Origin of the sequence: Bradyrhizobium sp. AUGA SZCCT0177 (assembly GCF_018130125.1) — a bacterium.
In the GTDB taxonomy this organism is placed as follows: Bacteria; Pseudomonadota; Alphaproteobacteria; order Rhizobiales; family Xanthobacteraceae; genus Bradyrhizobium.
The window spans coordinates 110,642-132,007 of sequence record NZ_JAFCMA010000007.1 but is presented as its reverse complement, the minus strand read 5'-3'; the positions used below and the strand labels follow the sequence as shown (position 1 = coordinate 132,007).

Here is a 21,366-nt window from a genome sequence, read left to right as displayed (position 1 = left end):
TCATGCAGCCGTGACGGCACCATCAGGCAGATTATGTTTTCCCGGCAAGTCCTGAAGGCCTAGTCTGGCCGACGACAGACGGCGCAAGGGAGAAACCATGATCGGGACGGGACTGCCGCTCGAGGGCGTGAGGGTCGTCGAGATGACCCATATGGTGATGGGTCCGACCTGCGGCATGATCCTGGCGCAGCTCGGCGCCGAGGTGATCAAGGTCGAACCACCCGTCGGCGACAAGACCCGCAGCCTCGGCGGCATGGGGGTCTCGTTCTTCCCGCTATTCAACCGCGGCAAGCGCAGCGTCGTGCTCGACCTCTCCAAGGCTGAGGATCGCGAGACCATGGACCGGCTGCTCGCCAGCGCCGACGTGTTTCTGGAAAATTTTCGCGACGGCCAGCTCGACAAGCAGGGGCTCGGCACCGAGGATTTGCGCCGCAAGCATCCACACCTGATCGTCGCCGGCCACAAGGGATTTCTCTCCGGCCCCTACGAGCACCGTCCGGCGCTCGACGAGGTCGTGCAGATGATGTCGGGCCTCGCCGCGATGACCGGGACGCGCGACAAGCCGCAGCGCGTTGGTTCTTCCGCCAACGACATCATGGGCGGCATGTTCGGCGTGATCGCGATTTTAGCCGCGCTCTACCAGAAGCGCGGCGGCAACAAGGATGGCGCCGATATCAGGATCGGGCTGTTCGAGAACTGCCTGTTTCTCGTCGCGCAGCACATGGTCGAATATGAAATGACCGGCCGCAAGCCGCGTTCGATGCCGGAGCGCGAACATGCCTGGCCGATCTATGACATCTTCGACACCGCCGGTGGCGGCCGCATTTTCATCGGCGTCGTCACCGAAGGTCACTGGCTGAGTTTCTGCCGCGAGTTCGGCTTGCAGGAATTTTTGGACGATCCGACCTTGCGCAACACCACGGAGCGGATCATGGCGCGGGACCGGATCATACCGCGCGTCGCCGAGGTGATCAAAGGCCGGAACGTCACCGAGCTTTCGGCCAGGCTCGACGCGCTCAACATCTGCTTCTCGCCGATCAATCGCCCGGAGGATCTATTGCAGGACCCGCATGTGCTGCGCCCCGGCGGGCTCGTCAACAATTTCAACGCCGATGGCGCGCCGTTCCGCGTTCCCGCATTGCCGGTGGAATGGAACGGCGGCAATATCGGCGAAGGCTTGCATGTGCCTGATCTCGGCGCCGATACCGAGGCAGTCAGAGCCGAACTCAACAAGAACAAGCTCTCTTCAACCGACAACGCTGCGTGAGGCTGCCATGACCCGTCTTCAGGACGTCTATCCCGACAACAAGATCATTCTGCGCGAAGTCGGTTTGCGCGACGGGTTGCAGCTGGTGAAGAAGTTTCCGTCCACCGCCGCCAAGCAGCGCTGGATCCGCGACGAGTACGCCGCCGGCGTACGGCATTTCGAGGTCGGCTCGTTCTTGCCCGCGAAAACCTTTCCGCAATTCACCGATGTGCGCGACATCATCGCGACCATTGCGTCGCTGCCGGGCGCCTATGGCATCGCGCTGACGCTGAACGAGCGCGGCGTCAACGAGGCGCTGGAATCAGGGGTGGCTGAAGTGGCCACCGTGGTCTCGGCGACCGAAGAGCACAGCCAGGCCAATGCCAACCGCTCTCGCGAATCCGCTATCGCCAACGTCAGGCGGCTCTGCGAGCTCCGTGACGCAACCGCCCACAAGCCTGTCGTGAACGCCGCGATCTCGATGGCGCTTGGCTGTTCGATCGTCGGCGCAGTCGATCCGAAGGAAGTGATCAGGATCGCGGAAAAGCTGTTCGAGGCCGGTGTCGACATGGTCGCGGTCGCTGACACCGTCGGCTATGCCGGGCCGAAGCAGGTCGGGGAATTGACGGCGGCCGTGGTGAAGATCGCGGGACCAAAGCCGGTCTGCATTCATCTGCACGACACCCGCGGCATGGGCATCGCGAACGCTTCGGCCGCGCTCGACGCCGGCGCGCGCGTGCTGGATGGATCGCTGGGCGGTCTCGGCGGCTGCCCGTTCGCGCCGGGCGCGACCGGCAATGTCGTGTTCGAGGACCTCGTGTTCCTGTGCGAGAGCAAGGGCTTTCCGACCGGCATCGATATCGAAAAACTGGTCGCGGTGCGATCAATCCTGAAATCGGAAATGCCGGACGAGCAACTCTATGGCGGCATGGCGCGTGCCGGACTGCCGTGCGGGACGGCGAAGGCGGCGTGATTCTCCCTCGCCCCGCTCTTGCGGGGAGAGGTGACCCTTCATCCGTGTTTATGCCCACCCTTGCGCGGCTTCTTGTCCGCTGCCGTGGTCGGGATCATCACCACGCGGCCGTAGCGCACGCCGCGCTCGGCGATGATGTGGTCGGCGAAATGCCGGACCTCGCCGCTTGAACCCTTCAGCGCCGTGACCTCCATGCAGCTGTCGTCGTCGAGATGGACGTGCAGCGTCGCCAGTGACAGATCGTGATGGCCGTGGAAATTCTGCACCAGCCGCTTCGACAGATCGCGCGCGGCATGGTCGTAGACATAGACCAGCGCGGCGACGCATTGCCCTGACGGCGCGGCGTCCTCGGCGCTTTGCTGCAAACCGGCGCGGGCGAGATCGCGGATGATCTCGGAGCGGTTCTGGTAGCCGCGCGCCTCAGCTGCGGCGTCGATCTCGGCGAGCAAATCGTCTTCGATCGTGATGGTGATCCGTTGCATCTTGAGATTCCGTGCTTTCGGCGGTATGACATTTATATTGTATCGTCATACCGGGCTTGCTAGCGTGAGGGGCCGGGTTGTGTAGCGCAGTCGCTCTCGGACTGTAGCAGTTATCATGCGGGGTCACGGCGGGTGCGTAGAGTCTTGTTGCGGATATTTTCCGCTACGGCTTCTTCTGCCGTCGTGATGCTCCCCGCCGAGGCGCAAGAGCGGGCGTCTCAGCCTGGCCAGCTTCCGCCGGTAACCATCACCGCTTCCGACCCAACGCCCAAGCGGGCCGCTCGGTCGAAACCATCGCAAAATCGTGGTGCGCCGAACAGGACCGCCATTCGCTCGAATCAGCCAGTTACCGCGGGCACCAGCGGCGTGACGACTGGTGCTTCACCCGATGGCGCTGCTGCCTTGCAGCCCACCGCCGCCAGCGCCGTGCGCATCAGCGGCGCGGAAGTGAATGCCGTTCCGTTTCTGCGGCCCGGCGAGGCGCTGGAGGCCGTGCCCGGGCTGATTGTCACCCAGCATTCCGGAGAGGGCAAAGCCAACCAGTATTTTTTGCGCGGCTTCAACCTCGACCACGGGACTGATCTGTCCATCAAGGTCGACGGCATGCCCGTCAACATGCCGACGCATGGCCACGGACAGGGCTACGCCGATATCAACTTTCTGATCCCTGAGCTGATCCAGACGCTGAATGTCCACAAGGGTCCGTACTTCGCAGATGTCGGCGACTTCAGCTCCGCCGGTTCCGTCGAAATCGACTACCTCACCAGGCTGCCGAAAAACCTGGCCGAGCTCACCATTGGCAGCTACGGGTATCGGCGCGGGGTGGCCGCCGGTTCAGTCGCGCTCGGCGCGGGTACGCTGCTCTCTGCCATCGAAGGCGTGAAGTACAACGGTCCATGGGACGTGCCGGACGATGTGCGCAAGATCAACGGCGTCATGCGCTACAGCCAGGGTACCGCGACCGACGGATTGACGCTGACGGGCATGGCCTATTCCAACGCCTGGAATTCGACCGACCAGGTTGCGCAGCGCGCCATCGACCAGGGCGTGATCGGCCGCTTCGGTACGCTCGATCCGACCGACGGCGGCGTGGCCAGCCGCTTCAGCCTGTCCGGCAATTTTACGCATTCGAGCGAATACGGGCAGAGCAAGATCAACGCCTATGTCGTCCGATCCAACTTGCAGCTCTACAACAATTTCACCTATTTCCTCGACGACCCCGTCAATGGCGACCAGTTCAACCAGCTCGACAGCCGTACCCTCGGCGGCTTCGATGCACGGCACGCCTTCGATTGGCGCCTCGGCGGACTTGAAACACAAACACGCATCGGCCTGCAAAGCCGTCATGACGATATCCATGTCGGCCTGTTCAAGACGCAGCAGCGAGGCTGGCTTTCGACCGTGCGCGAGGACCGCGTAAGGGAAGGCAATGTCGGCGTCTGGATGGACAGCACCACACGCTGGACAGACTGGTTGCGTACCACTGTCGGCATTCGCGAGGATGTCTTTGCCGGCAGCGTTCTGAGCGACACGCCTGAAAACTCCGGCAATGCGCAGGCTTCGATTGCGAGCCCGAAGGCCGGCATCGTGCTTGGACCCTGGTACAAGACGGAGTTTTATGGAAATGCCGGCTACGGGCTGCACAGCAACGACATCCGTGGCGCGACGATCACGGTCGATCCGATCGACAAGGTAACGCCGCAGGATCGCGTGCCGCTGTTGGTGCGGTCGAAAGGCGCCGAACTTGGCGTCCGCACCAGGGCGATCGATGGACTCACAAGCTCGGTCGCGGTCTTTGTGCTCGACTTCGATTCCGAACTGCTGTTCGTCGGCGATGCCGGCACCACCGAGGCCAGCCGGCCGAGCCGCCGGGTTGGCGTGGAGTGGACCAACAAGTACAGACCGGTGCCGTGGCTGACGTTCGATCTGGATGTTGCGTATACAAGCACCCGCTTTACCGATTTCGATGTCGCGGGCGATCGCATCCCCGGTGCGCCGGCCTGGATTGCGAGTGGTGCGATCACCTTCGGCAATGAAACCGGCTGGTTCGGCGCGCTGAAGGGACGCTATTTCGGCCCGCGTCCGCTGATCGAGGACGACAGCGTGCGTTCGCTGTCATCGCTGATCTTCAATGCGCGCGCCGGTTATCGGTTCGACAATGGACTGCGCCTGCAGCTCGACGTGCTCAATCTCTTCAACGCGAAGAGCAACCAGATCGAGTATTATTATCTGTCGCGGTTGCCGGGCGAGCCGATCGACGGTGTTGCCGATCGCCATGTGCATCCGGCGGAGCCGCTCGCGGTGCGGCTGACGCTGGCGGGGAGATTTTAGAACCTACGCCGCCTCAATAACCCTGTTGCGCGGACGGGCGCGGCGTTGCGGCGGGCGGACCGGGACATATTCGACGGCGAGGAAATGCTCCGACACGGTCACGCGTTCGACCATGGTCGTTTGCACGGTGACGTCGCTCATTTCTTCAGCCGAAACCGGAACCGGCGCCTCTTCGTTAGCCTCCTCAGGAACAAGCGACGGCGACTCGACTTCTGGAAACACACCGAATTCGCCCGCTACCTCCTGGAGCGGCTTCTGCTTGTCGGCCCAATGCAGGGCCAGATAGTCGAAGCCGTGCACGATGGTGGGTTTGACGACTTCGAAATAGGGCGAGATATCGAAATCGCGCGGCATATAGAGCGACGAATCGCGAATGTGGAGAATCTCGCGCCGGGCCTTTCGCGAGGCGGCGCGCGTGATCTTGGGCAGGATCGGATAACGCACGGCGTCGAACGCCTGCGCGATCAGGGCCGAGCAGATGATCTTGGTGGGATCGCCTGAACCGAACGCGATCAAGCGCCGCCGCCAGCGCTGCGGCACCGGCAGCGGGAACAGATATCGCGCCAGGTCGACGATGTTCTTGGTGTCGTAGCCGAAGCCGATCCGGTTGATGGCGTAACGGCACACCGTGACGCGGTCCTCATAGGACAGTCCGACGGGTCGGCAGAGGCGGGTGTGATAGGGATAATATTTCGACAGCGGCGCCGAGGTCACGCCTTCGCCGATATTGGCTTCGATCAGGACATGCGGCTCGCCGTCCGGTTCCGTCGCGCCGTCGATCGGGCCGACATAGAGCGCGGCATGCGACCAGGTCGATTGCGTGAGGTATTTGATGATACCGGAAATGCGGTTGTTGCCTTCGACCAGCAGCACGTCGCCGGGCTCGATGACGCCGCGCAGATGCTCGGGATCACTGGGCGTGAACGGTTCATAGCCCGGGACTTCCTTCTGCAGGTAGCCCGCAATCAACTGGCCGATCGTATCGAGCATTACGCCCATGAAATCCCCCCGCGGTTCTTTGACCGCTTTTATGTTCCATTAGCATGGTCGCAAGCCGTTTCAATTTAGTTCATGCGTGAAGCGGGTCAATCATGATTGATTTACCATGAGTGTTGCTGCGCACGGTGAGATGCGGCAGAGTTCGCTAGCTGTTCTCTTTGCTTCAAGGCCCCGGAAACCATGACATGACAATGACTCGCCGCGATTTCCTCTCGGCGTCCGCTGGCCTAGCGGTGATGCCGGTTTTCGGTGGGCGGGCAGGGGCCGCGCCCCTGCCACGCGAGGCTGACATTGTCGTGATCGGCGCCGGCGCCGCCGGTATTGCTGCGGCGCGGCGGATCATGGCGGCGAACCGCAAGGTGATCGTGGTGGAAGCGGCAAGCCAGGTCGGCGGCCGCTGCCAGACCGATACCACCACCTTCGAGGTGCCGTTCGATCGCGGCGCGCGCTGGATGCACAATCCCGAAACCAACCCGATGATCAAGCTCGCGCGATCCGCCGGGCTCGAGATCGTCACCGCGCCGTCGGGCCAGAAAATCCGCATCGGCCGCCGCAACGCCCGCGCCGGCGAGACCGAGGAGTTTCTTGCAGCTCTGGTGCGCGCCAACCGCGCCATCGACGAGGCCTCGCGCCGGTTCGACGTCTCCTGCGCCTCGGCGTTGCCGAAGGATCTCGGCGATTGGGCGGGCACCGCCGAATTCGTGCTCGGCGCCAATTTCGCCGGCAAGGACCTGAAGGATATCTCTGTTGTCGACAAGGTCCGCGCGCAGGATCGCAACATCGCGATCGCCTGCCGTCAGGGGCTGGGGACGCTGATCACGAAGCTCGGCGAGCAGGTGCCGTTGGCACTGTCGACGCCGGCGAACCGGATTTCCTGGGGCAGCCGCGACGTTGCGGTGGAAACGCCGTCCGGCAAGATTGTCGCGCGTGCCGCCGTGGTGACGGTTTCGAGCAACGTGCTGGCGGCGGGCAACATCAAATTCACGCCCGACATTCCCAAGCGCACGCTGGATGCCGCCGCCAAACTGAGCCTCGGCAGCTTTGACCGCATCGCGCTGCAAATGCCGGGCAATCCGCTCGGGCTCGCCCGCGACGACATCATCATCGAGCAGAGCAATTCGACGCGCACAGCCTTGCTGTACGCCAATATGGGGTCGTCATCGCTGTGTTCGATCGACGTCGCCGGCTCGTTCGGCCGCGATCTCTCCGCGCAGGGCGAAAAGGCCATGATCGCGTTTGCGGTGGAGTGGTTGACCAAGCTGTACGGCAGCGAGGTTGCCGCGGCGGTGAAGAAATCGAGCGCGACGCGCTGGAACGCCGCGCCGTTCGCGCTCGGTGCGATGTCCGCGGCCGGGCCGGGCGCGCAGGCGTCGCGAAAGGTTCTGGCCGAGCCGTTCGGCTGCATGTATCTTGCCGGCGAAGCCACGCATGAGACGCTGTGGGGCACGATCGACGGTGCCTGGGAAAGCGGCGAGCGCGCCGCCGAAGCGGCGTTGCGCAGGATCGGCGCGTTGAAAGATCCCGAACCCGCAGCGCCGCCACCGAAGCAGCGGCAACGCGCACCGCAGCCGAAGGCGGCAATGCCATCCTCGCAGTTCAACTGATGACGCGACCGAAGGCGCTGATCTCGTGGTCGAGCGGCAAGGACAGCGCCTTTGCGCTGCACGAAGTGCGGCGCGCGGGCGAATTCGATGTGGTCGGCGCCTTGACCACCGTGACGGAGACCTTTGGCCGCGTTTCGATCCATGGCGTGCGGCAGGAGATCCTGCAGGCGCAATGCGAAGCCGCGGGCCTGTCGCAACGGATCGTGCCGATCCCCTATCCTTGCCCGAACGAGATCTATGAGGCCCGCATGGGCGAGGCGGTCGCGCAAGCCGTGGCTGACGGCGTCACGCACATGATTTTCGGCGATTTGTACTTGCGGGACATCCGCGCCTATCGCGAAGCGAAACTCGCCGGCACCGGGATCGCGCCAATCTTTCCACTCTGGGACCGGCCAACGCCCGAACTGGCGCGCGCGATGATGCAAGGTGGTCTGGAAGCCTATCTTGCGACCGTCGACATAAAGAAGCTTTCGGCGGAATTCGCGGGCCGCAAATTCGATGCGCAGCTGTTGGCGGACTTGCCTGATAGCGTCGATCCCTGCGGCGAGAACGGCGAGTTTCACACCTGCGTGGTGGCGGGGCCGATGTTTTCACATCGACTTTCCGTCAGCATTGGCGAGCGCGTCGATCGCGATGGCTACGCCTATTGCGATCTGGTGCTGAAATAAATGTCGTCCCGGCGAAGGCCGGGACCCATACCGCGTGATCTCACGATAAAGCAAAAGTAGCAGATACCTTCCGCCAAACTGCGGCCGCGGCGTATGGGTCCCGGCCTTCGCCGGGACGACGATGCATATTGAATCGCGCTGCAACTACCGCAGCACGCCATCCAGCGCCGGCAGGCCGGCGATCACGGCCATCGCGATCAGCGCGTAGCAGATAGCGCGGAACAATGCCTCGCTGGCGCGGCCGAACAAGGAGGCGCCGAGCCAGACGCCGATGCCGTAGACGGGCCCGACCACCAGCGAGAATTTGATCGCATCCATCGTGATCAACCCGGTCAGGCTGTAGCTGACGACCGAGAAGAAATCCGAGGCGCCGAAGAACAGCAGGATGTTCGCCCGTGCGATGCTGGAGGCGATCGGCCGGCCGAGCCAATAGCCGACGATCGGCGGCCCGCCGGTCTGCGCCAGCCCGCTGCAAAAGCCGGATACGCCGCCTATACCGACGGAAATCGCGGCGTGGTCCTTGCCCCGGTAGCGCCAGCCAGAGAGCAGCAGCAAGAGCAGCGCAAACACGAAGGCGGAAATGATCCAGCGTGTGGTGACCGGCTCGAGCCGGCTCAGGAAATAGGTTCCAATGGGAACGCCGATCAGGGCGCCGAACACCATCACCGCGGTCGCCCTGCGGTCGGCTTGTTTCCATGCGTTCGGAACCAATGGTGCAGCCGCGATGAAATCGATGATCAGCAGCAGCGCCGCTACCAGCTGTGGCGCCGCCATGCTGCTCGCCAGCGGCATGAAGATGAGCGCCGAGCCGAAACCGGAAAACCCGCGCGCCAAGCCGGACACGAAAGCAATCGCGCAGATCGCGATTGCGGCGGCGAGGCTGACGCTGGCGGGGATGAGGCCTTCGAGGCTCATGTTCTGTTTCTAGAACGTATTTTTGGGCGTGATGTCCGAACCGCTCACGCCTTTCGGCATCATGCCCGCAACGTGCCGCCGGTCTTCTTGGTCACTTCGGCCACGATCTTCGCCGCCACCGCGTCGATCTCCTGGTCGGTGAGCGTTTTCTCGCGCGGCTGGATGGTCACGGCAATCGCGACGGACTTCTTGGCCTCATCGATGCCCTTGCCCTCGTAGACGTCGAACACGGTGACCCCAGTGATCAGCTTCTTGTCGACACCCTGCGCGGCGCGCACGATATCGCCCGCCTTGACGGCGCGATCGACGATGAAGGCAAAATCGCGCGACACCGGCTGGAACGCGGAGAGTTCAAGCACCGGTTTGGCGCGGGTCGGCTTCTGCTTGGCGTCGGGAATGCGATCGAGGATCACTTCGAACGCGATCAGTGGGCCGTCAGCGCCGAGCGCCTCCAGCGTGCGCGGATGCAATTCGCCGAAATAGCCGAGCACGTTTTGCGGCCCGATCTGGATGCTGCCGGATCGTCCCGGATGCAGCCAGCTCGCGCCGCCCGGCACGACCTGCAGCGCCTGCATCGGCGCGCCGGCGGCGGCGAGCACCGCGAACGCATCAGCCTTGGCGTCGAGCGCGTCGGTCTCCGCCGAGCCGGACCAGTGCCGCCCCATTCCCTTGGCGGAGGCAAAGCCGTGGCGCACGCCGGAAGCCGCGACCAGCTGGTCTTCCGGCTTGTCGCCCTTGAACACCTGGCCGACCTCGAACAGCGCGACATCGGACGAGCCGCGATTGGCATTGGCCTGCGCGGCGGCGATCAGGCCGGGCAGCAGGCTCGGCCGCATGTCGGAAAGGTCTGATGCGATCGGATTCGCGAGCGCGAGCTCGGCCTGTCCGCCGCCGAACAATTCCGCTGCGGGCTTTGAAATGAACGACCACGTCACGGCCTCAACCATGCCGCGGGCGGCCAGCGCGCGCTTGGCGCGGCGGGTGCGCAGCTGGATCGTGGTGAGCACCGGCTTGCGCGGCGCGTCACCGCGCTCGAACGGCGTCATTGGCACCTTGTCGACGCCGACGATGCGTACGATCTCCTCGACGATATCGGCCTTGCCTCCGATATCCGTACGCCAGGAGGGCACGGCGATCTTCACGATCGGACCGCTGCCGGCCACCATGAAGCCGAGATGGCTGAGGATGCGCTTCATCTCGACCAGCGGCACTTCGATGGCGGCGAGGCGCTTGACCTCGCTCAGCGGGAAGTCGATCACGCGATCTTCGCCGAAGGGGTTGCCGACGACGACGTTCTCCGACGGCGTGCCGCCGCACAGTTCCATCACCATTTTGGTCGCGAGCTCGAGCCCGGGCACCATGAACGCCGGATCGACGCCGCGCTCGAAGCGATAGCGCGCGTCCGAATTGACGCCGAGCTTGCGGCCGGTCTGCGCGATGTTGATCTCGTTCCACAGCGCCGATTCGATCAGCACGTCGGTCGTGTTCTCGTCGCAGCCGGAGGCTTCGCCGCCCATGATGCCGGCCAGTGACTCGACGCCATGCTCGTCCGCGATCACGCAGATACCGGGATCGAGCGTGTAGGTGCGGCCGTCGAGCGCCAGCAGGCTCTCGCCGTCGCGCGCGCGGCGCACGGTGAGATTGCCCCTTACCTTCTTGGCGTCGAACACATGCAGCGGCCGGGCGCGGTCGTAGGTCATGAAATTGGTGATATCGACCAGCGCGTTGATCGGACGCAGCCCGATCGAGGTCAGGCGCTTCTGCAGCCATTCCGGCGACGGGCCGTTCTTGACGCCGCGCACCAGCCGCAGCGCGAAGCCGGGGCACAGCGTGGCGTCTTCCACCGTCACCGTCACCGGGCAGGGGAACTCGCCCTTGATCGGGCGGATACCGGGATCCCTGAACTTGCCCATGTCGGCGGCGGAAAGATCGCGGGCGATGCCGTGCACGCCGGTGCAATCCTGCCGGTTCGGCGTCAGGTTGATCTCGATCACGGGATCGCCGAGCCCGGCCCATTGCGCGTAGGGCGCACCGACGGGCGCATCGGCCGGCAGCTCCATGATGCCGTCATGGTCTTCGGAAATCTGCAGCTCGGCCGCCGAGCACAGCATGCCGCGGCTCTCGACGCCTCTGATGGTGCCGACGCCGAGCGTGATGTTCTTGCCGGGAATGAACGTGCCGGGCGGCGAGAACACGCTGATCAGCCCGGCGCGCGCGTTCGGCGCGCCGCAGACCACCTGCACCGGTGCGCCACCATCGCCGGTATCGACCATGCAGACACGCAGGCGATCCGCATTCGGATGCTGTTCGGCCGAAATCACCCGCGCAATCGAGAACGGCGCCAGCGCTTTGGCCTTGTCGTCGATCTGCTCGACCTCAAGCCCGATCATGGTGAGCTTGTCGGCAAGCTTTTCCAGCGGCTCGTCGGTGTCGAGATGTTCCTTCAGCCAGGAGAGCGTGAATTTCATGACGGTTGCTTTTCTTGCTCCCTCTCCCGCTTGCGGGTCGAGACGAGCGGAGCTCGCTCTTTGAGGGTCAGGGTGGGGGCTCTCTCCGCGACGGCGGCGGCAATTGTTTCAAGGACGCCTGCGCGATCCGTCATCACGTCATGATTGCTAAAGCGAAGCACCTGGAAGCCTCGGGCTTCAATCACGGACGATCGAACGGCATCAGCCTGCTCGGCTTGATCTGAAAAATGCTGCCCGCCATCGAGCTCGACCACCAGCTTTGCTGTATGACAGGCGAAGTCGGCGATGTAGTTCTTGATCGGCACTTGGCGCCGGAAGCCTATGCCGTTCAGCTTGTGATCGCGGAGTTCAGACCAGAGTATGCGTTCAGCATCGGTAGAATTCTTTCGGAGTTCGCGCGCGCTCACGTGCTCAATCCTCCCGCCAGCGTCGGGATGTCGAGGGGCTTGAAGCCGTAATGGTTGAGCCAGCGCACGTCGCTGTCGAACAGCTGCCGCAGATCCGACATGCCATACTTGAGCATCGCGATGCGATCGATGCCCATGCCCCAGGCAAAGCCCTGATAGACGTCGGGATCGATGCCGCAGGCGCGCAGCACATTCGGATGCACCATGCCGCAGCCGAGAATCTCCAGCCAATCCTCGCCTTCGCCGAAGCGGATTTCACCCTTGTCGCGCCGGCACTGGATGTCGACCTCGAGCGAGGGCTCCGTGAACGGGAAGAACGACGGGCGGAACCGCATGTTGATGTGGTCGACCTCGAAGAACGCCTTGCAGAACTCGTGCAGGATCCATTTGAGGTGGCCGAGATGCGAGCCCTTGTCGATGACGAGGCCCTCGACCTGGTGGAACTGCGGCGTATGCGTCGCGTCGGAATCGATGCGATAGGTGCGGCCCGGGCAGACCACGCGGATCGGCGGCTTCTGATTCAGCATGGTGCGCACCTGCACCGGCGAGGTGTGGGTGCGGAGCAGCATGCGCGAATTGTCCTGCTTCGGATTGAAGAAGAACGTGTCGTGCATCTCCCGTGCCGGATGGCCTTCGGGGAAATTCAATTTGGTGAAGTTGTAGTCGTCGGTCTCGATATCGGGACCTTCGGCGATCGAAAATCCCATGTCGGCGAAAATGACGTTGACCTCTTCGAACACCTGGCTCAGCGGATGGATGCGGCCCTGTTCGGCAACCGCGTCGCGCAGCGGCAGCGTGACGTCGATGGTCTCGGAAGCGAGGCGGGCGTCGAGGGCTGCCGATTTCAGGATATCGCGGCGCGCGGTCAGCGCCTGCGTGACCCTGTCTTTGGCGACGTTGATCGCTGCGCCCTGGGTCTTGCGCTCGTCCGGCGACATTTTGCCGAGCGTTGCCAGCAGCGCCGAGATCGATCCCTTCTTGCCGAGTGCGGCAACGCGCACCGCTTCGAGCGCGGCTTCATCGGCGGCGGTAGCGATATCGGTGAGGATGGTCTGTTCGAGTGTGGTGAGGTCGGACACGGTCAAATCTCTTTCGCAAAAGGCCGCCGGTTGTCGCCGCTCCCGGGCTAAAACGTCAAGCAAAAAGCCCGTAACTGAAGCAGGCAGCTTTTGAACCCTCGATACCGCACGCTCTACTCACGGTGAGTTCGAGAAGGAGCAATTGATGCGTTTTGGACCTGGGGTGGCCGTTCTGGCCCTCGTTCTGTCGTTTGCCGCACCCGCCGCCGCCGAGGACTGTCCGGCGAAGTCGAGGGACGACGTCTTGGCTGCGATGAAGGCGGCGAGCTGCAACCGTGCCATGCAAATCGCCTCGGCCTGCTCAGGCGGGGCCACCGGCGACGTTGGCCTTACCGACGCCGTTGAAGAAAGATGCGAGGGCGACTTCCTCGCCCGCCTCAAGGCGCAGCAGAAAAGGGCCTATCAGCGCGAAAAGGATGCCTGCGACCGCAAGTACAGCGGCGAGGAGGGCACCATGTATATTTCGTTCGCTGCGTTCTGCCGGGCGAAGGTCGCCCAGCGTTACTCGCAGCGTGCGCTGAAAGCTGCGAGCCCTGCACGGGCTCGCTGACGCCTCAAGTCGAGCGCCTCAGGCTGCGAGCGCAGCCTTGGCCTTTTCAGCGATCGCCTGGAACGCCGCCGGCTCGGTGATGGCGAGATCCGACAGCACCTTGCGGTCCACCGTGATGCCCGACTTCGAGAGGCCGTTGATAAAGACGCTGTAGGTCATGCCGAACGGACGGACCGCGGCATTGATGCGCTGGATCCAGAGCGCGCGGAACGTGCGCTTCTTGCGCTTGCGGTCACGGAAGGCATATTGCCCGGCCTTTTCGACCGCGGCCTTGGCGGCGCGGATGGTGTTCTTGCGGCGGCCGGAAAAGCCCTTGGCGGCCTTGTAGACTTTCTTGTGCTTGGCGTGAGAGGTCACACCGCGTTTGACGCGAGACATGACTGCTATCCTTAAAATCTGAAATCAGGTGACGGATTGCCGCGCGCACGCGGCCGGCTAAATCGGAAACGCGAGCGCGATCAGGCGTTCGGCAAGAAGTACTTCTTGACGTTGTCGCCGTCGGTCTTGAACAGCACGCGCGTGCCGCGGAGCTGACGAATCTGCTTCTTCGTCCGCTTGATCATGCCGTGGCGCTTGCCGCGCTGGGCGTGCATCACTTTGCCGGTGGCAGTCACCTTGAAGCGCTTTTTAGCGCCTGACTTGGTCTTCAGCTTGGGCATTTGGCTCTCCTATGGCCACAGGAAAACGCGCCCCGAGGGGCGCTTTTGCGGCTTAAAATGCTCGTTAGAGCGTTGATAGTGCTCAGGTTTTTTCGAAAACGAAACCACCCGCACGGGGTCATCGACACGGCAGCCCTTAATCAGCCGGGCGATGAAGGCTGGGCTTATGGCAGACCAGACGCATGTTTGCAACGTTGAACCGGTAAACCCTGTGCTGTGACGAAGTCGTTGATGTGATCCCAGTCTCAGCCCGAACAGGACCAAAATGACCAGGTTTCATCGTTCCATTTCCCGCTTCCCCATCTTTTCCCACTTTTCGACCCTGCGCTGGCTCCCCGTGTTCGCGGCGCTTGCCGTGACCGTGGTGCCCTCCACCGCCGACGCGGCCAGAGCCTCAGGCGCTTACAACGGCACCTGGAACGTGGTGTTCGCCACCACCCGGGGTAATTGCAGTTCCGGCTACAGCGTCCCGTTCCAGGTGATGGGAACCCGGGTGTCATCGGCAGGCGGGGGCAGGGTCTCCGGCTCGGTCAGCCGTGGCGGTGCGGTTGCCGTCAACGTGTCGGTTGGCGCATCCAAGGCCAGCGGCGGCGGCCGGCTCGCCGGCACCAGCGGCGCCGGCTCATGGAGCGGCATCATCACCGGCGATCGCTGCAGCGGCACCTGGCAGGCCACCCGCAGCTGATTTTTGCCGTATCCGCCGCATTGGCTGTAGCTTGACGAAACGCGCGAAAGACGCGGTTCGATCAAGGGGCACCTGATGCTGGGAGTGGGTATTCTGGGCGCCGGATTTTTCGGCGCCTTTCATGCGCGCGCGATTGCGGCCGTTCCGGATATCAGCGTCGTCGCGGTGTGCGCGGAGGAACTGGCGCTCGCCGAAGCTTTCGCCGCCGAACATGGCGGCAAGCCATATGGCGATTGGCGCGCGATGCTGGGTGACAAGTCGGTCGACGCCGTCGCGATCACGGCCCCGCATCACCTGCATTGCGAATTGGCGGTGGCCGCGCTGCAGGCCGGCAAGCATGTGTTGCTGGAAAAGCCGATGGCGCTGTCGGTCGCCGAATGCAGCCGCATCATTGCGGCCGCCGAAACCGGCCGTCGCAAATTGATGGTCGGGCAGATCATGCATTTCGTGTGGCCCTGCCTCGTCGCGCGCCAGATCCTGGATCGCGGTGAACTCGGCAAGCCCGTGACGGGGTCGAGTTCGCTGCAGAAAATCTGGATGGAGCAGAACCGCCGTGGCTGGCACCTTGATCCCGCCACCGGCGGCGGCATGCTGATGACCGCCGGGATCCATGCGCTGGACCAGCTGGTCTGGCTGATGAACGGCCGGGTCGGGTCGGTTTCGGCCGCGGTCAGCGCGTCGTTTCACGATCAAAAAGCCGATGACAGCGCCATGATGCTGCTGCGCTTTACCGACAGCCGGTTCGCCCAGGTGGCCAGCATCGGCTTCCGGGACGGCGGCGGAACCTTCGATCTCGACCTCGTCTGCGAGCGCGGCACGCTGCGGATCGATTTAGATCGCGGGGTCGCCATCGGACAGAATGGAAAGTGGACCGACGTTCCGAACTCCCATGATCCCGCGTGGATGCAGAACGCCGTCGTCAGGGAATGGCAGGCGATGGCGGCGGCGATCGTTCATGACGTGGATGTGCCGGTTACCGGCGACTACGGGCGGCACATCATTGCGTGCATCGATGCCGCCATGATTTCGGCCCGCGAACGCCGGGACGTGGAAGTCGAGGCGTGACGCCAATTGAAAACGCCCCCGGATCAATTCCGAGGGCGTGTTTCGCTATCGATTGAACGCGTATTGCCGATCAGCGCGGCGCCAGTACCATCACGACCTGGCGGCCTTCGAAGCGCGCGTCCTGCTCGACCTTGGCGAACTCGGCGACGTCGGCCTTGACCTTGTCCAGCAGCTTGGTGCCGATCTCCTGGTGGGCCATTTCGCGGCCGCGGTAGCGCAGGGTGATCTTGACCTTGTCGCCTTCCTCGAAGAACCGCTGCATCGCGCGCATCTTCACGTCGTAATCGTGATCGTCGATCATCGGCCGCAGCTTGATCTCCTTGATCTCGACGACCTTCTGCTTCTTGCGGGCTTCGGCGGCTTTCTTCTGCGCGGAATATTTGAACTTCCCGTAGTCCATGATTTTGCAAACGGGAGGATTATTGTTCGGCGAAATCTCGACAAGATCCATGCCCGCTTCAAGGGCCATCTTGACGGCCAGCACGGTTTCGACGGTGCCGTGGTTGAGGCCGTTCTGATCGATCAGCTGGATCTGCGCGTTGCGGATTTCATCATTGGTGCGCGGCCCGTCTTTGGCTGCAGCGGGCGGGGCTCTGTTAGGACGGCGAATGGGTAATTCTCCAATGCTGTGAAGGAAGGCTATATTTTGAAGCAATACGCGGCGCTGAGCAAGCGAACTCGCCATCTGCGCTCGAAAACCGTCAAATGCGAGGCATTTTGGTCACGCCCGGCAAATATAGCGCAACGGCACGTTCCGCAAGGACAGCCCCGATATTGCCTGTGCGTTTGCCGGCGTTGACCGGTGGTTGACCCAAGAGGTGGGCTCGCCGACAAAGCAGCGGGCAAGAGTAGTGAATCCATGACCAATTCAGCGGTAAACGATCGGGAACCGGCCTTCATCGAGGTGGGTAGCGGCGACGGCCAGCGCAAAATCGCGGTGAGGGCCCGGGCCGGAGGTACTCCCGGCCTGATCTGGCTGGGTGGCTTCAACTCCGACATGAAGGGCACCAAGGCGCTGGCGCTGGATGCCTGGGCCGCCGAACAGGGTCGCGCCTGCGTCCGGTTCGACTATTCCGGCCATGGCGAATCCGGCGGCGCCTTCATCGACGGCACCATCGGGCGCTGGCTGGAGGAGAGCGTTGCCGTGTTCGCGCGGTTTTGTCGCGGCCCCCAGGTCGTGATCGGCTCGTCCATGGGCGGCTGGATGGCGCTGTTGCTGGCGCGGGAGATTGCAAAGCGCGAAGCGAGCCTGGCATCGCAGGCGAGCCTGGCGGGACTGGTGCTGATCGCACCGGCGCCTGATTTCACCGAGCAGTTGATGTGGAATCACTTTACGCCCGAAATTCAGCAGGAGATCCAGACCAAGGGTGTCTGGATGCGGCCGTCGCCCTATGGCGATGGCGCGCCCTACCCGATCACGCGCGCGCTGATCGAGGACGGCCGCAACCACCTTCTGCTCGGCAGCGCCATCGAGGTCGGTTGCCCCGTCCGCATCCTGCAGGGCGCGCAGGACCCGGACGTGCCGTGGCAGCACGCGTTCGCATTGGCGCACCGGCTGCCGAGCGAGGACGTGGTGTTGACCATGATCCAGGACGGCGATCACCGCCTGTCGCGGCCGCAGGATATTGCGCGGATCATCGCCGCGGTGGCGGAGATCGGGTAAGACTCTTCTTCCCTTCTCCCCTTGTGGGAGAAGGTGGCGTAGGCGGCCTACGGCGCCGGTTTTAGAACGCCGATGCTCCGCATCGGCTATGGCGCCGGATGAGGGGTTCTCTCCGCGGGCAATGAATTTGTGGAGACAGACCCCTCACCCGTCGTCTCACTTCGTGAGCCGCCACCCTCTCCCACAAGGGGAGAGGGGAAGAAAAACGTAAGGGAGAGAAACGCCATGAACACATCGGAGCTGCTGCGCGCGTTCTGCGACGGCGTCGAACAGCACAACGGCAAGGCTTTCGCCGAATTGTTCACCGAAGACGGCGTCTATCACGACGTGTTCTACGGCGCCTTCGCCGGCCGCGCCAAAATCGCCGAGTTGATCGACGACTGGTTCTATCGCACGGCCACCGACTTTCGCTGGGACATGCACTGCCCGGTCAGCGACGGCCAGACGCTCTATGCGCGCTATACGTTCAGCTACCGCTCGACGCTGCCGGAGGCCAAGGGCGCGCGGGCGATGTTCGAGGGCGTTTCGATCATGCGGCTGCGCGACGGCAAGATTCTCGAATACCACGAGGTCGCCAACACCGCGCCAGCTTTTGTCCAACTGAATTTTGCGCCGGAGCGGATCGCCAAGATCGTCGCCAAGCAGGGCGCCGCGCTGAAGGCGCGGCCGGAAATGACGCGGCATTTGGCGGAGTGACGACGTAACCGTCATTGCGAGGAGCGATAGCGACGAAGCAATCCATCTGTCCCCGAGTGGAGATATGGATTGCTTCGCGGAGCCTGTCATCGGGCGCGCATTCGCGCGACCCGGTGGCTCGCAATGACGGAAGGACGCTTACGGCGGCGGCACGTTCGTCATCGGCTTCTTCTGCGCCAATGCTGCCACCGTCGACGTGCCGATCGGGCCCTTCTCGTCATAGAGCCAGCACTCGCCGATCGCGACGCCGTCGCTGGCGTGATGGTTGACGACGTCGAAGCCGATCCATCGCGTCACCGGCAGCCGGTGCAGATACAATGTGACGTCGCTGTTGATATAGCCGAGGCCCTTATCGCCCGCATTGGCAAACGGGCTCGCAAAATCCGCGCCGGTGGCGACGTGGACGAAGGGCGACATCGGCACGCCCTCGACCAGCTCACGGACCTCGCTCATCCACAAACGCCGCGGGCCGAGCGAGCCCATGCGGCCTGTGATCGGCCTGGTCGTCCATTTGCCGTTCATGCCGAGCTTGGGGTCGGTCGGCGCCGGGATTGCTTCGGGCGGCGGCGCGTCCCAATTTGACGGCGACCAGACATTGCCGGGCGCATTTTCCGTCCGGCGCAACAACTGGCAGGAAGCGCGCGCCATGCGGGTGGTGCCGGAGAAAAACTCGGCTTCCACCACCTTGATCCGCAGGCCCTCGCGGATCAGCCGCGTGGTGACCTCCACCGGTGTGTGGATGTCCGGCAGGCGGAACATATCGACCGTCAGCCGTGCCGGCACGAATTCGTCGGAGCCGTGACGCTCCTCGATCACGTGGGCCAGTAGGCCGACCACGACGCGACCATGCATCGAGCTCGGGTCCCACGGACCGTTCGAAACCGGATTGGGGATGAAGGCGTCGCCGCTTTTGGCGAAGAAGGGCTGGTTTGTCATGGCCGACGAACATGACGGAAACCGCGCGATAAAATCAAGCGGGCAGGGCGCAATCCATCCATTCCGCGCGAACAGTCGCGTCGGTCTCGCCGGCTCTCGCGCGGCTCGCCAGTTCGGCAAAGGCCGCCGGTGGCATCAGCTGCGACAGCGCCCAGGCCGCCGCACCCCGCACCAGCGCGCTTTCGTCGTCAAGCAATCGTTCGGCCACATGCGCCAGTGATGCATCGCCGGAGTTGCCGACCGCAATCAGCACATTGCGAATGAAGCGGTCGCGGCCGATGCGCTTGACCGGCGATTTCGCAAACAGCGCGCGAAACGCGCCATCGTCGAGCCGGGCCAATTCCGAAAGTGCCGGCTCGCGCAACTCCGCGCGGGCAGCTAGCCTTGTTTCGCGCCCTTGTTGCGCGAACTTGTTCCACGGGCATATGGCGAGGCAATCGTCGCAGCCATAGATGCGGTTGCCGATCGCCTTGCGGAATTCGCGCGGGATCGGGCCCTTGTTTTCGATCGTGAGATAGGAAATGCAGCGGCGCGCATCGAGCTTGTAGGGCGCCGGGAATGCCGCGGTCGGGCAGATGTCCTGGCACGCGCGGCAGGAGCCGCAACGATCGGCGTCCGCCTCATCGCGCGGCAGGTCGGAGGCGGTGTAGATCGCGCCGAGAAACAGCCATGATCCAAACTCGCGCGACACCAGATTGGTGTGCTTGCCCTGCCAGCCCAATCCAGCCGCCTGCGCCAGCGGCTTTTCCATCACGGCCGCGGTATCGACGAACACTTTGACTTCGTCGCCCGACATCGCGACCAGCCATCGCGCGAGTGCCTTGAGGCGCTTCTTGATCAAATCGTGATAGTCGTCACCTTGCGCATAGACCGAGATCGCACCGCGCGTGCGCTTTTCGAGAATGTGCAGCGGATTTTCATCCGGCCCGTAATTGACGCCGAGCATGATCACCGAGCGCACGCCGGGCCACAACACGCGCGGATCGGTGCGGCGCTCGGGGCTGGCGGCAAGCCAGTCCATGTCGCCATGGGCGCCGGTCTGAAGGAACTCACGAAAATGCATCCCGGCCTGCGCGATCGCTTCGGGACCGGTGACGCCGATGCCATCGAAGCCGAGCGCGCGCGCTTCACGCGCCAGCGCGGCCTTGAGGTCTTCGCCGGAGAGTTTGGCCTTGTTCAGAAGTCGAGGTCCACGTAGCTCTGCGACGCCGGCACGCCGGCCAGCCATTCGCTCAGCAGCGGGCGGAACGACGGGCGGGATTTCACCCGCGCGTACCACGCCTTTGCCGCGTCGTCCTCGCTCCATGGCACGTCGCCCAGATAATCGATCGCCGAAAGATGCGCCGCGGCGGCGAGGTCCGCGTAGGTCAGCCGGTCGCCGGCAAGGAAGTTCCGCGTCTGCGCCAGCCAGCCGATATAGGCCAGATGATAGCGCACATTGACCTTGGCCGCGCGGATCACGTCGGCCGCCGGGGCGCCGCCGCCATTCTCCTCAGCCATGAAGCGCTTGTAGATGCGCTCGGTCACCAGCGGATTGGAGGCCTCCTCGAAAAATTTCTCGTTGAACCATGCCATCAACCGGCGCACCTCGATGCGCTCGCCCATCGAGACCGGCAGCATCCGCCGCTCGTCGGCACTGGGGCCATGCACCTCATCGAGATATTCGGCGATGATGCCGACGCCGGGTATCGCGGGATAGCCTTCGGCGATCAGGACCGGCGTGGTGCCCGCGGGGTTGAGCGCGAGAAACGCCTCGCGACGTTCCCAGACCCGTTCTTCCACCAGGCGCAAATCGAGACCGTGTTCGCCGAGGACCAGGCGAATGAAACGCGAATGCGGGCAGAACGGATGATGGTGCAGCGTGTACATGAAGTCCTTGAATTGGTCCTTGGATCAGAAATCCTCGAATTAGATCCTTGGGGTTAGTTCGCGGCGCTTAA

At 63.6% G+C, this 21,366-nt stretch carries 22 protein-coding genes; 10 read left to right on the top strand and 12 right to left on the bottom strand.

All coding sequences use genetic code 11. The features are described 5' to 3' along the window. Positions 1-97: 97 nt before the first annotated feature. Both JQ597_RS10510 and JQ597_RS10505 read left to right on the top strand, forming a co-directional pair. The gene (locus tag JQ597_RS10510; protein WP_212264110.1) at positions 98-1,267 is read left to right on the top strand and encodes a CaiB/BaiF CoA transferase family protein; all 1,170 of its coding nucleotides are present in this window, start codon (positions 98-100) and stop codon (positions 1,265-1,267) included. 7 nt (positions 1,268-1,274) lie between these two features. Then, complete coding sequence (locus JQ597_RS10505; protein ID WP_212264109.1) at positions 1,275-2,219, top strand: hydroxymethylglutaryl-CoA lyase; 945 nt, start codon at positions 1,275-1,277, stop codon at positions 2,217-2,219. A 38-nt stretch (positions 2,220-2,257) separates the two neighbouring features. Here JQ597_RS10505 and nikR read toward each other — a convergent pair whose 3' ends face one another. After that, positions 2,258-2,701: a nickel-responsive transcriptional regulator NikR gene (gene nikR, locus JQ597_RS10500; protein ID WP_212264108.1), complete on the bottom strand. Its 444-nt coding sequence runs from the start codon at positions 2,699-2,701 to the stop codon at positions 2,258-2,260. A gap of 186 nt (positions 2,702-2,887) precedes the next feature. Between nikR and JQ597_RS10495 the strand changes: the two genes are divergently transcribed. Next, positions 2,888-5,032 (top strand): TonB-dependent receptor, encoded by a 2,145-nt coding sequence (locus JQ597_RS10495; protein ID WP_212264222.1) that lies wholly within the window; start codon positions 2,888-2,890, stop codon positions 5,030-5,032. Between the two features lie 3 nt (positions 5,033-5,035). On the opposite strand, the gene JQ597_RS10490 is transcribed toward JQ597_RS10495, so the two are convergent. Next, positions 5,036-6,031: a YiiX/YebB-like N1pC/P60 family cysteine hydrolase gene (locus tag JQ597_RS10490; RefSeq protein ID WP_212264107.1), complete on the bottom strand. Its 996-nt coding sequence runs from the start codon at positions 6,029-6,031 to the stop codon at positions 5,036-5,038. A gap of 185 nt (positions 6,032-6,216) precedes the next feature. On the opposite strand from JQ597_RS10490, the gene JQ597_RS10485 reads away from it, so the two are divergent. Then, positions 6,217-7,635 (top strand): flavin monoamine oxidase family protein, encoded by a 1,419-nt coding sequence (locus JQ597_RS10485; RefSeq protein ID WP_212264106.1) that lies wholly within the window; start codon positions 6,217-6,219, stop codon positions 7,633-7,635. Further along, positions 7,635-8,303 (top strand): Dph6-related ATP pyrophosphatase, encoded by a 669-nt coding sequence (locus tag JQ597_RS10480; RefSeq protein WP_212264105.1) that lies wholly within the window; start codon positions 7,635-7,637, stop codon positions 8,301-8,303. Before JQ597_RS10485 ends, JQ597_RS10480 begins: the two co-directional genes overlap by 1 nt. A 144-nt stretch (positions 8,304-8,447) precedes the next feature. Here the strand turns inward: JQ597_RS10480 and JQ597_RS10475 are convergent, their stop codons facing one another. Genes JQ597_RS10475 through pheS form a run of 4 tightly spaced genes read right to left on the bottom strand, consistent with a single transcriptional unit; the run spans position 8,448 to position 13,172 of the window. Next, entirely contained in the window at positions 8,448-9,218 is a 771-nt protein-coding gene (locus JQ597_RS10475; RefSeq protein WP_212264104.1) for a sulfite exporter TauE/SafE family protein, read from the bottom strand. A 59-nt stretch (positions 9,219-9,277) separates the two neighbouring features. Continuing rightward, positions 9,278-11,686, bottom strand: coding sequence for a phenylalanine--tRNA ligase subunit beta (gene pheT / locus JQ597_RS10470; protein WP_212264103.1), 2,409 nt, complete (start codon positions 11,684-11,686; stop codon positions 9,278-9,280). Next, positions 11,683-12,093 carry an endonuclease domain-containing protein gene (locus tag JQ597_RS10465; RefSeq protein ID WP_349628807.1) on the bottom strand — a complete coding sequence of 137 codons (411 nt, stop codon included), beginning with the start codon at positions 12,091-12,093 and terminating at the stop codon, positions 11,683-11,685. The genes pheT and JQ597_RS10465 overlap by 4 nt, the downstream gene beginning before the upstream one ends. Continuing rightward, the gene (pheS, locus tag JQ597_RS10460; RefSeq protein ID WP_212264102.1) at positions 12,090-13,172 is read right to left on the bottom strand and encodes a phenylalanine--tRNA ligase subunit alpha; all 1,083 of its coding nucleotides are present in this window, start codon (positions 13,170-13,172) and stop codon (positions 12,090-12,092) included. The genes JQ597_RS10465 and pheS overlap by 4 nt, the downstream gene beginning before the upstream one ends. 145 nt (positions 13,173-13,317) lie before the next feature. On the opposite strand from pheS, the gene JQ597_RS10455 reads away from it, so the two are divergent. Then, the gene (locus JQ597_RS10455) at positions 13,318-13,722 is read left to right on the top strand and encodes a hypothetical protein (RefSeq protein ID WP_212264101.1); all 405 of its coding nucleotides are present in this window, start codon (positions 13,318-13,320) and stop codon (positions 13,720-13,722) included. Between the two features lie 18 nt (positions 13,723-13,740). Here the strand turns inward: JQ597_RS10455 and rplT are convergent, their stop codons facing one another. Continuing rightward, on the bottom strand, positions 13,741-14,100 hold the full coding sequence (gene rplT, locus JQ597_RS10450) for a 50S ribosomal protein L20 (protein ID WP_192736192.1): 360 nt from the start codon (positions 14,098-14,100) through the stop codon (positions 13,741-13,743). 80 nt (positions 14,101-14,180) lie between these two features. Next, a complete protein-coding gene (gene rpmI, locus JQ597_RS10445; protein ID WP_008539890.1) occupies positions 14,181-14,381 on the bottom strand; it encodes a 50S ribosomal protein L35 in 201 nt (66 codons plus the stop codon). A 265-nt stretch (positions 14,382-14,646) separates the two neighbouring features. Here rpmI and JQ597_RS10440 point away from each other — a divergent pair, with 265 nt between their 5' ends. Further along, entirely contained in the window at positions 14,647-15,066 is a 420-nt protein-coding gene (locus JQ597_RS10440; protein WP_212264100.1) for a hypothetical protein, read from the top strand. Between the two features lie 75 nt (positions 15,067-15,141). After that, complete coding sequence (locus tag JQ597_RS10435) at positions 15,142-16,131, top strand: Gfo/Idh/MocA family protein (RefSeq protein WP_212264099.1); 990 nt, start codon at positions 15,142-15,144, stop codon at positions 16,129-16,131. A gap of 70 nt (positions 16,132-16,201) precedes the next feature. Here JQ597_RS10435 and infC read toward each other — a convergent pair whose 3' ends face one another. Continuing rightward, positions 16,202-16,741, bottom strand: coding sequence for a translation initiation factor IF-3 (infC, locus tag JQ597_RS10430; protein ID WP_212264220.1), 540 nt, complete (start codon positions 16,739-16,741; stop codon positions 16,202-16,204). Positions 16,742-16,990: 249 nt separating this feature from the next. On the opposite strand from infC, the gene JQ597_RS10425 reads away from it, so the two are divergent. Both JQ597_RS10425 and JQ597_RS10420 read left to right on the top strand, forming a co-directional pair. Continuing rightward, the gene (locus JQ597_RS10425; RefSeq protein ID WP_212264098.1) at positions 16,991-17,794 is read left to right on the top strand and encodes an alpha/beta hydrolase; all 804 of its coding nucleotides are present in this window, start codon (positions 16,991-16,993) and stop codon (positions 17,792-17,794) included. Positions 17,795-18,019: 225 nt separating this feature from the next. Next, positions 18,020-18,490, top strand: a complete 471-nt coding sequence (locus JQ597_RS10420; RefSeq protein ID WP_212264097.1) for a nuclear transport factor 2 family protein — start codon at positions 18,020-18,022, stop codon at positions 18,488-18,490. A 138-nt stretch (positions 18,491-18,628) separates the two neighbouring features. Here JQ597_RS10420 and JQ597_RS10415 read toward each other — a convergent pair whose 3' ends face one another. The 3 genes from JQ597_RS10415 to JQ597_RS10405 are packed head-to-tail and all read right to left on the bottom strand — an operon-like array spanning position 18,629 to position 21,295. Next, complete coding sequence (locus tag JQ597_RS10415; RefSeq protein ID WP_212264096.1) at positions 18,629-19,426, bottom strand: acyl-CoA thioesterase domain-containing protein; 798 nt, start codon at positions 19,424-19,426, stop codon at positions 18,629-18,631. A 34-nt stretch (positions 19,427-19,460) separates the two neighbouring features. Continuing rightward, positions 19,461-20,654: a tRNA epoxyqueuosine(34) reductase QueG gene (queG, locus tag JQ597_RS10410; RefSeq protein WP_212264095.1), complete on the bottom strand. Its 1,194-nt coding sequence runs from the start codon at positions 20,652-20,654 to the stop codon at positions 19,461-19,463. Further along, positions 20,603-21,295 (bottom strand): glutathione S-transferase family protein, encoded by a 693-nt coding sequence (locus JQ597_RS10405; RefSeq protein WP_212031986.1) that lies wholly within the window; start codon positions 21,293-21,295, stop codon positions 20,603-20,605. Before JQ597_RS10405 ends, queG begins: the two co-directional genes overlap by 52 nt. Positions 21,296-21,366 lie beyond the last annotated feature (71 nt).

Bases quoted from the DNA above. Each gene is read 5' to 3' on its own strand.
- JQ597_RS10475 (WP_212264104.1), bottom strand. From the start codon at position 9,218: ATGAGCCTCGAAGGCCTCATCCCCGCCAGCGTCAGCCTCGCCGCCGCA.
- JQ597_RS10510 (WP_212264110.1), top strand. From the start codon at position 98: ATGATCGGGACGGGACTGCCGCTCGAGGGCGTGAGGGTCGTCGAGATG.
- rpmI (WP_008539890.1), bottom strand. From the start codon at position 14,381: ATGCCCAAGCTGAAGACCAAGTCAGGCGCTAAAAAGCGCTTCAAGGTG.
- JQ597_RS10495 (WP_212264222.1), top strand. From the start codon at position 2,888: ATGCTCCCCGCCGAGGCGCAAGAGCGGGCGTCTCAGCCTGGCCAGCTT.
- JQ597_RS10490 (WP_212264107.1), bottom strand. From the start codon at position 6,031: ATGGGCGTAATGCTCGATACGATCGGCCAGTTGATTGCGGGCTACCTG.
- JQ597_RS10455 (WP_212264101.1), top strand. From the start codon at position 13,318: ATGCGTTTTGGACCTGGGGTGGCCGTTCTGGCCCTCGTTCTGTCGTTT.
- JQ597_RS10415 (WP_212264096.1), bottom strand. From the start codon at position 19,426: ATGACAAACCAGCCCTTCTTCGCCAAAAGCGGCGACGCCTTCATCCCC.
- JQ597_RS10480 (WP_212264105.1), top strand. From the start codon at position 7,635: ATGACGCGACCGAAGGCGCTGATCTCGTGGTCGAGCGGCAAGGACAGC.
- JQ597_RS10440 (WP_212264100.1), top strand. From the start codon at position 14,647: ATGACCAGGTTTCATCGTTCCATTTCCCGCTTCCCCATCTTTTCCCAC.
- pheT (WP_212264103.1), bottom strand. From the start codon at position 11,686: ATGAAATTCACGCTCTCCTGGCTGAAGGAACATCTCGACACCGACGAG.
- queG (WP_212264095.1), bottom strand. From the start codon at position 20,654: ATGGCTGGCCGGCGTGCCGGCGTCGCAGAGCTACGTGGACCTCGACTT.
- JQ597_RS10420 (WP_212264097.1), top strand. From the start codon at position 18,020: ATGAACACATCGGAGCTGCTGCGCGCGTTCTGCGACGGCGTCGAACAG.
- rplT (WP_192736192.1), bottom strand. From the start codon at position 14,100: ATGTCTCGCGTCAAACGCGGTGTGACCTCTCACGCCAAGCACAAGAAA.
- JQ597_RS10425 (WP_212264098.1), top strand. From the start codon at position 16,991: ATGACCAATTCAGCGGTAAACGATCGGGAACCGGCCTTCATCGAGGTG.
- JQ597_RS10405 (WP_212031986.1), bottom strand. From the start codon at position 21,295: ATGTACACGCTGCACCATCATCCGTTCTGCCCGCATTCGCGTTTCATT.
- JQ597_RS10485 (WP_212264106.1), top strand. From the start codon at position 6,217: ATGACAATGACTCGCCGCGATTTCCTCTCGGCGTCCGCTGGCCTAGCG.
- nikR (WP_212264108.1), bottom strand. From the start codon at position 2,701: ATGCAACGGATCACCATCACGATCGAAGACGATTTGCTCGCCGAGATC.
- JQ597_RS10505 (WP_212264109.1), top strand. From the start codon at position 1,275: ATGACCCGTCTTCAGGACGTCTATCCCGACAACAAGATCATTCTGCGC.
- JQ597_RS10435 (WP_212264099.1), top strand. From the start codon at position 15,142: ATGCTGGGAGTGGGTATTCTGGGCGCCGGATTTTTCGGCGCCTTTCAT.